General features: G+C 56.3%; 11 protein-coding genes. All 11 read left to right on the top strand.

Going from position 1 to position 13,866, the window contains the following annotated elements; all coding sequences use genetic code 11:
• Positions 1–16 precede the first annotated feature (16 nt).
• A complete protein-coding gene (locus NXS97_RS09550; protein ID WP_013024607.1) occupies positions 17–1,783 on the top strand; it encodes a peptidoglycan glycosyltransferase FtsI in 1,767 nt (588 codons plus the stop codon).
• Positions 1,770–3,257: a UDP-N-acetylmuramoyl-L-alanyl-D-glutamate--2,6-diaminopimelate ligase gene (murE, locus tag NXS97_RS09545; protein WP_014606589.1), complete on the top strand. Its 1,488-nt coding sequence runs from the start codon at positions 1,770–1,772 to the stop codon at positions 3,255–3,257. The genes NXS97_RS09550 and murE overlap by 14 nt, the downstream gene beginning before the upstream one ends.
• A complete protein-coding gene (murF, locus tag NXS97_RS09540) occupies positions 3,254–4,612 on the top strand; it encodes a UDP-N-acetylmuramoyl-tripeptide--D-alanyl-D-alanine ligase (RefSeq protein ID WP_259232017.1) in 1,359 nt (452 codons plus the stop codon). The genes murE and murF overlap by 4 nt, the downstream gene beginning before the upstream one ends.
• On the top strand, positions 4,606–5,688 hold the full coding sequence (mraY, locus tag NXS97_RS09535) for a phospho-N-acetylmuramoyl-pentapeptide-transferase (protein ID WP_013024610.1): 1,083 nt from the start codon (positions 4,606–4,608) through the stop codon (positions 5,686–5,688). The genes murF and mraY overlap by 7 nt, the downstream gene beginning before the upstream one ends.
• Positions 5,689–5,690: 2 nt before the next feature.
• On the top strand, positions 5,691–7,007 hold the full coding sequence (gene murD / locus NXS97_RS09530; RefSeq protein ID WP_116220018.1) for a UDP-N-acetylmuramoyl-L-alanine--D-glutamate ligase: 1,317 nt from the start codon (positions 5,691–5,693) through the stop codon (positions 7,005–7,007).
• The gene (gene ftsW, locus NXS97_RS09525; protein WP_116220019.1) at positions 7,007–8,221 is read left to right on the top strand and encodes a cell division protein FtsW; all 1,215 of its coding nucleotides are present in this window, start codon (positions 7,007–7,009) and stop codon (positions 8,219–8,221) included. The genes murD and ftsW overlap by 1 nt, the downstream gene beginning before the upstream one ends.
• Entirely contained in the window at positions 8,218–9,276 is a 1,059-nt protein-coding gene (gene murG / locus NXS97_RS09520; RefSeq protein ID WP_029571009.1) for an undecaprenyldiphospho-muramoylpentapeptide beta-N-acetylglucosaminyltransferase, read from the top strand. The genes ftsW and murG overlap by 4 nt, the downstream gene beginning before the upstream one ends.
• A 74-nt stretch (positions 9,277–9,350) precedes the next feature.
• Positions 9,351–10,826: a UDP-N-acetylmuramate--L-alanine ligase gene (gene murC / locus NXS97_RS09515; RefSeq protein ID WP_013024614.1), complete on the top strand. Its 1,476-nt coding sequence runs from the start codon at positions 9,351–9,353 to the stop codon at positions 10,824–10,826.
• Entirely contained in the window at positions 10,819–11,736 is a 918-nt protein-coding gene (locus NXS97_RS09510) for a D-alanine--D-alanine ligase (protein WP_259232016.1), read from the top strand. Before murC ends, NXS97_RS09510 begins: the two co-directional genes overlap by 8 nt.
• Position 11,737: 1 nt before the next feature.
• The gene (ftsQ, locus tag NXS97_RS09505) at positions 11,738–12,577 is read left to right on the top strand and encodes a cell division protein FtsQ (protein WP_013024616.1); all 840 of its coding nucleotides are present in this window, start codon (positions 11,738–11,740) and stop codon (positions 12,575–12,577) included.
• The gene (gene ftsA, locus NXS97_RS09500) at positions 12,574–13,830 is read left to right on the top strand and encodes a cell division protein FtsA (protein ID WP_006117681.1); all 1,257 of its coding nucleotides are present in this window, start codon (positions 12,574–12,576) and stop codon (positions 13,828–13,830) included. The genes ftsQ and ftsA overlap by 4 nt, the downstream gene beginning before the upstream one ends.
• Positions 13,831–13,866 lie beyond the last annotated feature (36 nt).

Here is a 13,866-nt window from a genome sequence, read left to right as displayed (position 1 = left end):
GGATCTGTTACTGCTAATGAACGGCGTAAAAAGAACGCTGAAGTTAAAAAAACCAGAAGATAAAGCCAGCTTTGTAAGCTGGCGTTTTGCGTTGTTATGCGGTTGCATTTTGCTGGCGTTAGGTGGGCTGCTGTCCCGGGTTGCGTGGCTGCAGGTGATCAATCCAGACAAGCTGGTTAAAGAGGGCGATTTACGCTCCTTACGCGTTCAGGCGGTGCCGACCGCGCGCGGGATGATCAGCGATCGCGGTGGCCGTCCGCTGGCGGTCAGCGTGCCGGTTAATGCGATCTGGGCCGATCCTAAAGAGCTGCACGATGCCGGTGGCGTCACGCTCGACAGCCGCTGGAAAGCGTTGTCAGATGCGCTTTCCATCCCGATCGATCAGCTGGCCGCGCGCGTAAATGCCAATCCCAAAGGGCGCTTTATTTATCTGGCGCGCCAGGTTAATCCCGCCATTGGGGAATATGTTAAAAAACTCAAGCTGCCGGGCATTCACCTGCGCGAAGAGTCCCGTCGCTACTATCCGGCGGGGCAGGTCACCTCACACCTCATCGGCTTTACCAATATTGATGGCGAAGGCATTGAAGGCATCGAAAAGAGCTTCGATAAATGGCTGACCGGCGAGCCGGGCGAGCGAACCGTACGTAAAGATCGCTATGGCCGTGTTATCGAAGATATCTCCTCTGTAGACAGCCGTGCCGCGCATAACCTGACGCTGAGCATCGACGAACGCCTGCAGGCGCTGGTCTACCGCGAACTTAATAACGCGGTGGCGTTTAACAAAGCGGAATCAGGCACGGCGGTGCTGGTGGACGTTAACACCGGTGAAGTGCTGGCGATGGCCAACAGTCCGGCATACAACCCGAATAATCTGAGCGACACGGCCAAAGACCTGATGCGTAACCGCGCCATCACCGACATTTTTGAACCCGGTTCAACGGTGAAGCCGATGGTAGTGATGACGGCGCTGCAACGTGGCGTGGTGAAAGAGAACAGCGTGCTGAATACCGTTCCCTACCGCGTCAACGGCCATGAAATCAAAGATGTCGCGCGTTATAACGAACTGACTTTGACAGGTGTTTTACAGAAATCGAGTAACGTTGGTGTTTCACGACTGGCGTTAGCGATGCCCTCCTCAGCACTGGTAGAAACTTACGCGCGCTTTGGGCTGGGCAAACCGACCAATTTGGGGCTGGTCGGGGAAAGTAGTGGCTTATACCCTAAAAAACAACGGTGGTCTGACATAGAGAGGGCCACCTTCTCTTTCGGCTACGGGCTAATGGTAACCCCGTTACAGTTAGCGCGAGTCTATGCAACCATTGGCAGCTTTGGCATTGCCCGTCCGCTGTCGATAACGAAAGTTGATCCGCCGGTAGGCGGAGAGCGCGTGTTTCCTGAGGCCCTCGTGAAAACCGTGGTCCACATGATGGAAAGCGTGGCGCTACCGGGCGGCGGCGGGGTAAAAGCCGCCATTAAAGGCTATCGCGTGGCGATCAAAACCGGTACGGCGAAAAAGGTCGGCCCGGATGGTCGTTACGTGAATAAATACATTGCGTATACCGCAGGCGTTGCGCCTGCCAGTCGCCCTCGTTTTGCGCTGGTGGTGGTCATTAACGATCCCCAGGCCGGTAAATATTATGGTGGTGCGGTTTCTGCACCGGTGTTCGGTGCCATCATGGGCGGCGTGCTGCGCACCATGAACATCGAACCGGATGCCCTGCCGACCAATGACAAAAACGAGTTGGTGACAAACAGAAGTGAGGAATCAAGTGACAGATCGTAACCTGCGCGACTTACTCGGACCGTGGGTGCCTGACGCACCCGCGCGCCCGTTGCGTGACATGACTCTGGACAGTCGCTTAGCGGCTGCAGGTGATCTGTTTGTTGCAATTGCAGGCCATCAGGTTGACGGACGCCGGTTTATTCCTCAGGCAATTGCGCAGGGCGTGGCGGCCGTTATCGCGGAAGCGGAAGGGGAAGCAAGCGACGGTGAAATTCGGGAGATGCACGGCGTACCGGTGATTTATCTGGCGCAACTGCATCAGCGTCTTTCTGCCCTGGCAGGCCGTTTTTACCAGCAGCCGGGCGAAAAGCAGAAACTGATTGGCGTGACCGGTACGAACGGCAAAACCACGACCACACAGCTGCTGGCGCAGTGGGCCAGCCTGCTGGGTGAAACCAGCGCGGTGATGGGGACAGTCGGCAATGGTCTGGTCGGGCAACTGGTCCCGGCTGAAAACACCACCGGTTCAGCGGTGGATGTGCAACATAACCTGGACGAACTGGTCAGGAAGGGCGCATCGCTGACGGCAATGGAAATTTCCTCGCACGGGCTAGTACAGCATCGGGTCGCAGCGCTGCCGTTTGCCGCTGCCGTCTTTACGAATCTCAGTCGCGACCATCTTGATTATCACGGTGACATGCAGCAGTACGAGTCCGCTAAATGGCTGCTGTTTTCCGAACATCAGGTCGGTGTGGCCATTATCAATGCTGACGATGAGGTCGGTCGCCGCTGGCTGGCAAACCTGCCAGACGCTGTGGCCGTCACGATGGAAAATAATCTGCAGCCCGGCTGTCATGGCCGCTGGCTTCGTGCGACTGACGTGAATTATCACGACAATGGTGCGCACATTCGTTTTGACTCCAGCTGGGGCGAGGGCGAAATGAACAGTCGCCTGATGGGCGCCTTTAACGTCAGCAATTTACTGCTGGCGCTGGCGACGCTGCTGGCGCTGGGCTACGCCCTGGACGATCTGCTGCGCGTAGCGGCAAGACTGCAGCCGGTGAACGGACGCATGGAGGTCTTTAGCGCCACCGGTAAACCCACCGTGGTAGTGGATTATGCCCATACGCCAGATGCATTAGAGAAAGCGCTGGAAGCGGCGCGGCTGCATTGCAAAGGCAAACTATGGTGCCTGTTTGGATGTGGTGGCGATCGTGATAAAGGTAAGCGCCCACTAATGGGAGCGATCGCTGAGCAATTTGCCGACATCGTGGTGGTGACAGATGATAACCCACGAAGCGAAGATCCGCAGGCTATCGTACAGGATATTCTGAGTGGGCTGCTTGACCCTGGCCGTGCCCGCGTGGTCGCCGGTCGGGCGCAGGCCGTGACCAGCACCATTATGCAGGCCCAGCCCGATGATATCGTACTGGTGGCTGGAAAAGGTCACGAAGACTATCAAATTATTGGCAATCAACGCCTGGATTACTCCGATCGTGCCACGGTCGCCACACTGCTAGGAGGCGTAGCATGATTCCGGTTTCATTAAGCACATTGGCAGAGATCGCCAGCGGCACCCTGCACGGCGATGACCTGGTTTTAAATGACGTTACGACGGATACCCGTAAGGTCACCGCAGGCAGCCTGTTTGTGGCCATCGTGGGCGAGCGTTTTGATGCCCACGACTTTGCAGAAGATGCCATCGCCAAGGGTGCCAGAGCCTTGCTGGTGAGTAAGCATTTACCTGTCTCAGTGCCTCAGGTGGTTGTAAAAGATACGCGTATCGCCTTTGGTAAGCTGGCAGCATGGGTGCGCCAGCAGGCCACTGCCCGCGTTGTTGCGCTGACCGGCTCATCCGGCAAAACGTCAGTGAAAGAGATGACCGCGTCCATTTTGCGTCAGTGCGGCGAAACGCTGCATACCGCCGGTAACCTGAATAACGATTTTGGCGTGCCCATGACCTTGCTGCGTCTCACGCCAGAACATCAGTATGCCGTCATTGAGCTTGGCGCCAATCATCAGGGCGAAATCGCTTACACCACTGACCTGGTTCGTCCGGAAGCGGCACTGGTCAATAATCTGGCCGCCGCGCACCTCGAAGGCTTCGGGTCGCTGGAAGGTGTAGCAAAAGCGAAGGGTGAAATTTTTTACGGCCTGCCTGCCAGGGGAACGGCCATTTTAAATGCTGACAGCAATGACTGGCCGCGCTGGCAGGAGAACCTGCACGGTAAAACGGTCTGGCGTTTCTCGCCTCAGGCCGCGGACTGTGACTTCGGTGCGCATGATATCCGCATTCGTCAGGATGGGACCCATTTTGTGATGCGCACGCCCCGTGGAGAAGCCGACATCATTCTGCCGTTGCCCGGGCGGCACAATATCGCCAATGCGCTGGCCGCTGCTGCGCTCGCCCTGTCGGTCGATGCGCCGCTTAGCGCAGTTCAGGCGGGCCTGAAAAGTCTTCAGTCCGTTCCCGGCCGCTTATTCCCTGTTCGCCTCTCTGAGCATCAACTCATTCTGGATGACAGCTATAACGCCAACGTAGGATCGATGGTTGCGGCGGCACAGGTGCTGTCTGAGATGCCGGGCTACCGTGTGATGGTCGTGGGCGATATGGCTGAATTAGGTGATGAAAGCGAAAAGTTTCATCGTGAAGTCGGGCTGGCGGCTAAAGCTGCAGGGCTGGATCGGGTGCTCAGCACCGGTCAGTTCAGCCACTTCCTGAGTGAAAGCAGTGGCGTTGGCGAACATTTCAGCGATAAAACCGCGCTGACTGAACGTTTACGCCAGCTGCTGTCCGAACACCAGGAAATGACCGTATTGATTAAGGGCTCGCGTAGTGCCGCCATGGAGCAGGTAGTACAGAGTTTACAGGAGAAAGGAACATGTTAGTTTGGCTGGCCGAGCATCTGGTCGCATTTTATTCCGGCTTCAACGTCTTTTCGTATCTGACGTTTCGCGCCATTGTCAGCCTGCTGACCGCACTGTTTATTTCACTGTGGATGGGCCCACGGCTGATTGCGTGGCTGCAAAAACTGCAAATCGGCCAGGTTGTGCGTAACGATGGTCCGGAGTCGCACTTTAGCAAGCGCGGTACGCCGACCATGGGCGGCATCATGATTTTGACGTCGATAACCCTGTCAGTATTGATGTGGGCTTACCCTTCCAACCCGTACGTCTGGTGCGTACTGGTGGTGCTGGTGGGCTTTGGCGTGATCGGCTTTGTCGACGATTACCGCAAAGTGGTCCGTAAAGACACGAAAGGGCTGATTGCGCGCTGGAAATATTTCTGGATGTCGGTGATCTCTCTGGGCGTCGCTTTTGCGCTTTACCTGGCCGGAAAAGATACCCCGGCGACCGAGCTGGTGGTGCCTTTCTTTAAAGATGTTATGCCACAGCTGGGCTTGTTTTACATCGTACTGGCTTACTTCGTCATCGTCGGCACCGGCAATGCCGTTAACCTCACCGATGGTCTGGACGGCCTGGCGATCATGCCGACCGTCTTTGTTGCGGCGGGCTTTGCGCTGGTTGCCTGGGCAACGGGTAACGTGAAATTCGCAGAATATCTGCATATTCCTTATCTGCGCCACGCTGGCGAACTGGTGATCGTCTGTACCGCTATCGTGGGGGCGGGCTTAGGGTTCCTCTGGTTCAACACCTATCCGGCCCAGGTGTTTATGGGGGATGTCGGATCGCTGGCGCTGGGCGGCGCACTGGGCACCATCGCCGTGCTGCTGCGTCAGGAATTTTTACTCGTGATCATGGGCGGCGTGTTTGTTGTTGAAACCCTGTCGGTGATCCTGCAAGTGGGATCGTTCAAGCTCCGCGGGCAACGCATTTTCCGTATGGCGCCGATTCACCACCACTATGAACTTAAAGGCTGGCCGGAGCCGCGCGTGATTGTGCGCTTCTGGATTATTTCGCTCATGCTGGTGCTGATTGGCCTGGCGACGCTGAAGGTACGTTAATCATGGCTGACTATCGCGGGAGAAAAGTTGTCATCATCGGACTGGGCCTGACCGGACTGTCCTGTGTTGATTTCTTTGTAGCGCAGGGCGTAACGCCACGCGTGATGGATACCCGTATGTCACCGCCCGGGCTGGACAAGCTGCCTGAGCAGGTGGAGCGCTATGTGGGCGGGATCAACAGCGACTGGCTGTTGGCTGCCGACCTGATTGTTGCCAGCCCCGGTATTGCGCTGGCACATCCGGCGCTGTGCGAAGCCGCGGATGCGGGCATCGAAATCGTGGGCGATATTGAGCTGTTTTGCCGTGAAGCACAGGCACCCATCGTGGCAATTACCGGTTCGAACGGAAAAAGTACGGTCACCACCTTAGTCGGCGAAATGGCGAAGGCCGCAGGCTGGCAGGTCGGTGTCGGCGGCAACATTGGCTTACCCGCCCTCAGCCTGCTGAAAGCGCCTGCGCAGCTCTATGTCCTTGAACTGTCCAGCTTTCAGTTGGAGACCACTCACAGCCTGAAAGCCGCAGCGGCCACCATCCTTAACGTGACTGAAGATCATATGGATCGCTATCCGTTAGGTATGCAGCAGTATCGGGCAGCAAAACTGCGGATTTACGAAAACGCGCAGGTCTGTGTCGTGAACGCGGATGATGGCATGACGATGCCGGTACGCGGCGCTGACGCGCGCTGCGTGAGTTTTGGCATCGATATTGGCGATTATCACCTTAATAAGCAGCAGGGCAGCATCTGGCTGCGCGCCAAAGGCGAGAAGGTCCTGAATACCGACGAAATGACGCTGGTAGGCCAACATAATTACACCAATGCGCTGGCGGCTTTAGCGCTGGCAGATGCGGTAGGGCTGCCCCGCTCAACCAGCCTGTCTGCGCTGGCAGCGTACTCTGGACTGCCACACCGCTTTCAACTGGTTCATCAGAGTCGCGGGGTGCGCTGGATCAATGATTCAAAAGCGACCAACGTTGGCAGCACGGAAGCGGCATTGAAAGGCTTACAGGTTAACGGCACGCTCTGGCTGCTGCTCGGGGGCGATGGTAAATCGGCTGATTTCTCGCCGCTGGCCACTTATCTGCAAGGCGATCGTATCCGGCTGTTCTGCTTTGGTCGCGATGGCGATGCGCTCGCCGCGCTGCGGCCTGACGTGGCGGTGCGTACCGATACGCTGCAGCAGGCCATGGAGCAGATCGCCAGACAGGTCCAGCCGGACGATATGGTACTGCTTTCCCCCGCCTGTGCCAGCCTCGATCAGTTTCGCAATTTTGAACAGCGCGGTGACGTCTTCGCGCAGCTGGCCAGGGAGTTAAGCTGATGCGGATTCCTGGTGCAGGCATAGTGAATTATCTGTCAGGTCGCCTGAGCAACTGGGTGATGGGGTCGCGTGAGAGCGACGATACCTCACTGGTGCTCTACGATCGTACGCTGCTGTGGTTAACCCTGGGATTAGCCGCGGTTGGTTTTGTGATGGTGACGTCGGCATCAATGCCGGTAGGTCAGCGTCTGAATGACGATCCGTTCTACTTTGCCAAGCGTGATGCGTTCTACATTGCGCTGGCATTCGGCATGGCGCTGGTCACGCTGCGCGTTCCGATGGATTTCTGGCAGCGCTACAGCAACATAATGCTGATGGTTTCCGTCGCCATGCTGCTGATTGTGTTGGTGGTGGGCAGTTCGGTAAACGGTGCGTCACGCTGGATTGCCTTGGGGCCGCTGCGTATTCAGCCCGCCGAGTTATCTAAACTCACGCTCTTTTGCTATCTCGCCAGTTACCTGGTGCGCAAGGTAGAAGAGGTGCGAAATAACTTCTGGGGCTTTTGTAAGCCAATGGGCGTGATGGTGGTGCTGGCCGTACTGCTGCTGGCCCAGCCCGATCTGGGGACGGTGGTCGTGCTGTTTGTCACTACGCTGGCGATGCTGTTTCTGGCGGGGGCCAAACTGTGGCAGTTCCTGGCCATTATCGGCTCCGGCATCTTTGCTGTGGTGCTGCTGATCATCGCCGAGCCATACCGTATGCGCCGTGTCACCTCGTTCTGGAATCCGTGGGAAGATCCGTTCGGCAGCGGCTACCAGCTGACGCAGTCTCTGATGGCGTTTGGCCGCGGTGAATTCTGGGGGCAGGGGCTGGGGAATTCGGTTCAGAAACTGGAGTATTTGCCCGAAGCCCATACCGACTTTATTTTCTCCATTATCGGAGAAGAACTGGGTTACATCGGTGTGGTTTTAGCGCTGTTAATGGTATTCTTCGTGGCTTTTCGTGCGATGTCGATTGGCCGGCGCGCGCTTGAACTTGATCAACGTTTTTCCGGCTTTTTAGCCTGTTCAATTGGCGTGTGGTTCAGCTTTCAGGCACTGGTCAACGTGGGCGCTGCGGCCGGTATGTTACCGACCAAAGGTCTGACGTTGCCGCTGATTAGTTACGGTGGCTCGAGTTTGATCATTATGTCGACGGCCATCGTATTTTTGTTACGTATTGATTATGAAACGCGTCTGGCTAAAGCGCAGGCGTTTACCCGAGGTGGTCGATGAGTGGTAAACGATTGATGGTAATGGCAGGTGGCACCGGTGGACACGTTTTCCCGGGGCTGGCTGTTGCCCATCATCTGAAAGCGCAGGGCTGGGAAGTTCGCTGGTTAGGCACTGCAGATCGTATGGAAGCCGATCTGGTACCGAAGCACGGTATCGACATCGACTTCATTCGTATCAGCGGATTACGCGGCAAGGGCATCAAAGCCCTGCTGTTGGCACCGGTGCGTATTTTCAACGCCTGGCGTCAGGCTCGCAAGATTATTAAAGCCTGGAAGCCTGACGTTGTGCTGGGCATGGGTGGCTATGTTTCGGGGCCGGGTGGCCTGGCTGCATGGAGCTGTGGTGTTCCTGTGGTGCTGCATGAGCAAAACGGGATCGCCGGGCTGACAAACAAGTGGCTGGCAAAAATTGCCACCAAGGTTATGCAGGCGTTTCCCGGCGCCTTTCCTCACGCAGAGGTGGTAGGAAACCCGGTACGTACAGACGTGCTGGCATTGCCCTCACCGGCTCAGCGTCTGGCCGGGCGCAGCGGCGCTATCCGTATTCTGGTGGTGGGTGGCAGCCAGGGCGCACGTATCCTTAACCAGACCGTGCCTCAGATTGCGGCTCTACTGGGTGAGCAGATTACCGTCTGGCATCAGACCGGAAAAGGCGCGTTGCAGGACGTTCAACATGCTTATCAGCAAGCGGGCCAGGACCATCACAAGGTGACCGAGTTTATTGATGATATGGCAGCGGCCTACGCCTGGGCAGACGTCGTGATTTGCCGCTCAGGTGCACTGACGGTGAGTGAGATCGCCGCGGCAGGATTACCGGCGATCTTCGTGCCGTTTCAGCATAAAGATCGTCAGCAGTACTGGAATGCCTTGCCGCTTGAGGGCGCAGGTGCAGCCAAAATTTTTGAGCAGCCGCAGTTTACAGCGGAGGCGGTAGCGGAAACGTTGCGTCACTGGGATCGACCAACATTACTCGCGATGGCTGAAAAAGCCCACGAGGTGGCGGTACCCGATGCGACTGAACGGGTCGCGCAGGAAGTGGCTCGCGCCGCACATTAACGCATCAGGTCAGCCTGGCTGACCCGTGCTCATATTGAGCACAAACTGAATGAGTAGGTAGGTAATAAAGCGTAATGAATACACAACAACTGGCGAAACTGCGTTCTATCGTGCCCGAGATGCGTCGCGTCCGGCACATTCACTTTGTCGGCATCGGTGGTGCTGGCATGGGCGGTATTGCCGAAGTGTTAGCGAATGAAGGTTACCATATCAGCGGTTCTGATCTGGCGCCAAATCCGGTGACACAGAATCTGATCAATCTGGGCGCGACCATTTACTTTAACCATCGCCCGGAAAACGTAACGGATGCCAGCGTTGTCGTGGTCTCCAGTGCGGTGGCGCAGGACAACCCTGAGCTGGTGGCTGCACGCGAACAGCGAATCCCGGTCATCCGCCGCGCAGAGATGCTGGCAGAGCTGATGCGCTTTCGCCACGGTATTGCGATTGCCGGCACGCACGGCAAAACCACCACGACGGCGATGGTCTCGAGCATTTACGCGGAAGGCGGTCTGGACCCCACCTTTGTGAATGGGGGGCTGGTAAAAGCCGCAGGCACGCATGCACGTCTGGGCAGTAGCCGCTACCTGATCGCCGAAGCGGACGAGAGCGATGCGTCATTCCTGCACTTGCAGCCAATGGTCGCCGTTGTCACCAATATCGAAGCGGATCATATGGACACCTATCAGGGCGATTTTGAAAACCTGAAGCAGACGTTCATTAATTTCCTGCACAATTTGCCGTTTTACGGTCGTGCGGTGATGTGTGTTGATGATGCCGTGATTCGCGATCTGCTGCCGCGTGTCGGCCGCCAGATTACTACTTATGGTTTCAGCGACGACGCCGACTTTCGCATCGAGGCGTTTGAACAACGCGGCGCGCAGGTTCATTTCAGCCTGATTCGTCAGGACAAGGCGCCGTTACAGATCACTCTGAATGCGCCGGGTCGACACAATGCATTAAACGCCGCCGCCGCCGTGGCGGTGGCCAGCGAAGAAGGGATTGAAGACAGCGCGATTCTGGCTGCGCTGGAAAGCTTCCAGGGTACCGGTCGTCGTTTCGACCAGCTGGGTGAGTTTCCTACGGAGCCGGTTAATGGGCAGCCTGGCACTGCCATGCTGGTGGACGATTATGGTCATCATCCCACGGAAGTTGACGCCACCATTAAAGCCGCGCGAGCGGGCTGGCCGGATAAAAAACTGGCGATGGTGTTTCAGCCGCACCGTTATACCCGCACGCGTGACCTGTTTGATGATTTTGCCAACGTGCTGTCTCAGGTTGACGTTTTGCTGATGCTGGATGTCTACGCCGCAGGCGAAACGCCCATCCCAGGCGCAGACAGCCGTGCACTGTGCCGCGCCATTCGTCATCGCGGCAAGGTCGATCCTATTCTGGTGCCGGAACATGATGCGCTCGTTGAAATGCTGGCGCCTTTGCTGTCAGGCAACGATCTGATTCTGGTTCAGGGGGCAGGAAACGTCGGTAAAGTGGCGCGGAAGCTGGCTGAATGCAAACTGCAGCCAGCACGCAAAGTGGAGGGCCGTCATGACTAAAGTTGCCGTTTTAATGGGCGGCACGTCAGCCGAGCGCGACGTGTCCCTGATGTCCGGCGGTGCCGTGCTGGCGGGCCTGCGTGAAGCCGGTATCGATGCACAGGGTATTGATACCCGCGACGTCTCAGTGCTGGAGTTAACCGCGCAAGGTTTTGAAAAAGTGTTTATCGCCCTGCATGGTCGCGGCGGCGAGGACGGCACGCTTCAGGCGGTGCTGGAATTCCTGCAGTTGCCTTACACCGGCAGCGGTGTGATGGCTTCCGCCGTCACCATGGACAAGTTGCGCACCAAACTGCTGTGGCAGGGCAGGGGACTGCCGGCGGGTAAATTTGTCTGGATTACGCGTGAACAGATGCAGAGCGGTCTGGATGCGGCGACCGAGGCGGCGATTAGCGTATTGGGATTACCCCTGTTCGTGAAACCGAGCAGCGAGGGATCCAGCGTCGGCATCAGCCGTGTAAACCAGTTAAGCGATCTGTCAGCTGCGCTGGAAGAGGCGTTTCGCCACGACGACAATGTGCTGGTCGAAGCTTTTCTGAGCGGTGAGGAATATACCGTTGGCATTCTGGGGGACCAGATTCTGCCCGCGATAAAAATAAAGACCGCCAGCGAGTTCTATGACTATGAAGCGAAATACATTTCTGACGATACTCAGTACTTCTGTCCAGCCGGGCTGAGTGCCGAGCGCGAGGCGGAATTACAACAGCTGGTGTGGTCAGCCTGGCGTGCACTCGGATGCAGCGGCTGGGGACGCGTTGATGTCATGACTGACGATCAAGGACACTTCCAACTGCTGGAAGCGAACACCTCACCGGGCATGACCAGCCACAGCTTAGTGCCGATGGCGGCAAAGCAGGCCGGGCTGACATTTTCTCAACTGGTCGTACGTATTCTGGAGTTGGCCGACTGATATGTCACAGGCGGCGATGAATGTACGTAATCGTGAAGCGCAGGAGCGGGCACGCACCGGTCGCAGTAACGGTGCCCGGCTCTTCGGCATCGTGTTTCTGCTGATGGTGATGGGCGTAATGATTGCGGGTGGCCTGGTCGTTCTGAAGTGGATGAACGATGCCTCCCGTTTACCCCTGTCGAAGCTGGTGGTCACGGGGCAACTGCACTACACCACCCATGACGATATTCGTCAGGCGATTTTGTCACTGGGTTCACCGGGCACGTTTATGTCGCAGGACGTGAACGTGATCCAGCAGCAGATAGAACGGTTGCCATGGATTAAACAGGTTAGCGTGCGTAAGCAGTGGCCAGACGAACTGAAAATTCATTTGGTGGAGTTTACACCGGTAGCGCGCTGGAATGACTCACACATGGTGGACAGCGACGGTGTGTCATTCAGCGTCCCGGCTAACCACATGGGTAAAGAAACGCTGCCGATGTTATACGGTCCAGAAGGCAGTGAAAAAGAGGTGCTGGCGGGTTATCACAGTATGGATGACGTGCTGAAGGCTAGGAAGTTTACCCTGAAGGTGGCGTCGATGACGGCGCGACGTTCATGGCAGTTAGTGACCAGCGATGATGTCCGCATTGAGCTGGGGCGGACCGATACCATGAAGCGTCTGAATCGTTTTATTGAGCTCTATCCGGTGCTGCTGCAGCAAGGTCAGAATGAACACAAGCGCATCAACTCGGTTGATTTACGCTATGACTCTGGCGCTTCTGTTGGCTGGACACCGATAGTGATGGATCCACAGGACAGTAATCAGCAACAAAACCAGGCACAGGCTAAACAACAATGATCAAGGCAACGGACAGAAAACTGGTAGTTGGACTCGAAATCGGCACTGCGAAGGTCGCCGCCCTGGTTGGGGAAATTCTGCCCGATGGTATGGTCAATATTATTGGGGTCGGCAGTTGTCCGTCCCGCGGTATGGATAAAGGCGGCGTAAACGATCTTGAGTCGGTGGTGAAATGCGTTCAGCGCGCCATCGATCAGGCTGAGTTGATGGCGGATTGCCAGATCTCCTCTGTTTACCTTGCATTATCGGGCAAACATATCAGCTGTCAGAACGAAATCGGGATGGTTCCGATTTCCGAAGAGGAAGTGACTCAGGATGATGTCGAGAACGTGGTGCATACTGCGAAGTCAGTGCGCGTTCGTGATGAGCATCGTATCCTGCACGTTATTCCGCAGGAATATGCTATCGACTATCAGGAAGGCATCAAAAATCCGGTCGGCCTGTCTGGTGTGCGCATGCAGGCAAAGGTGCATTTGATCACCTGTCACAACGACATGGCAAAAAATATTGTTAAAGCCGTTGAACGTTGTGGCCTCAAAGTTGACCAACTGATTTTTGCCGGTCTGGCGTCCAGCTTTGCGGTCCTGACCGAAGACGAACGTGAACTGGGTGTTTGTGTCGTGGATATTGGTGGCGGCACAATGGATATCGCCGTCTATACTGGCGGTGCATTGCGTCATACTAAGGTGATTCCCTATGCGGGGAATGTGGTAACCAGCGATATCGCCTACGCATTTGGTACGCCGCCCACCGATGCGGAAGCCATTAAAGTGCGTCACGGCTGTGCGCTAGGATCGATTGTAGGTAAAGATGAAAACGTTGAAGTGCCGAGCGTAGGCGGACGTCCGCCACGAAGCCTGCAACGTCAGACGCTGGCAGAGGTGATTGAGCCACGTTATACCGAGCTTTTAAATCTGGTCAATGACGAGATTTTGCAGTTACAGGAACAGCTTCGCCAGCAGGGCGTTAAGCACCATCTGGCAGCCGGGATTGTGTTAACCGGCGGTGCGGCGCAGATTGAAGGTCTGGCAGCCTGCGCACAGCGCGTATTCCATACGCAGGTGCGCATTGGACAGCCGCTGAACATTACTGGCCTGACGGACTACGCCCAGGAGTCTTACTATTCCACGGCGGTCGGGCTGTTGCACTACGGTAAAGAGTCACATATGAACGGTGACGCAGAGGCTGAAAAGCGCGTTTCCGTGGGTAACTGGTTTAAACGTATTAATAGTTGGTTAAAAAAAGAGTTTTAATTTTTGTAAAAGGGGATCATGCTGTTTTCTTTAGTG

The organism is Pantoea sp. B623, from assembly GCF_024814475.1.
In the GTDB taxonomy this organism is placed as follows: domain Bacteria; phylum Pseudomonadota; class Gammaproteobacteria; order Enterobacterales; family Enterobacteriaceae; genus Pantoea; species Pantoea ananatis.
This window is presented reverse-complemented; position numbering and strand designations above follow the sequence as displayed.

Coding starts and splice junctions, on each gene's coding strand:
- mraY (WP_013024610.1), top strand. CDS start 4,606: ATGTTAGTTTGGCTGGCCGAGCATCTGGTCGCATTTTATTCCGGCTTC.
- murG (WP_029571009.1), top strand. CDS start 8,218: ATGAGTGGTAAACGATTGATGGTAATGGCAGGTGGCACCGGTGGACAC.
- NXS97_RS09550 (WP_013024607.1), top strand. CDS start 17: ATGAACGGCGTAAAAAGAACGCTGAAGTTAAAAAAACCAGAAGATAAA.
- murD (WP_116220018.1), top strand. CDS start 5,691: ATGGCTGACTATCGCGGGAGAAAAGTTGTCATCATCGGACTGGGCCTG.
- ftsW (WP_116220019.1), top strand. CDS start 7,007: ATGCGGATTCCTGGTGCAGGCATAGTGAATTATCTGTCAGGTCGCCTG.
- NXS97_RS09510 (WP_259232016.1), top strand. CDS start 10,819: ATGACTAAAGTTGCCGTTTTAATGGGCGGCACGTCAGCCGAGCGCGAC.
- ftsQ (WP_013024616.1), top strand. CDS start 11,738: ATGTCACAGGCGGCGATGAATGTACGTAATCGTGAAGCGCAGGAGCGG.
- murF (WP_259232017.1), top strand. CDS start 3,254: ATGATTCCGGTTTCATTAAGCACATTGGCAGAGATCGCCAGCGGCACC.
- ftsA (WP_006117681.1), top strand. CDS start 12,574: ATGATCAAGGCAACGGACAGAAAACTGGTAGTTGGACTCGAAATCGGC.
- murC (WP_013024614.1), top strand. CDS start 9,351: ATGAATACACAACAACTGGCGAAACTGCGTTCTATCGTGCCCGAGATG.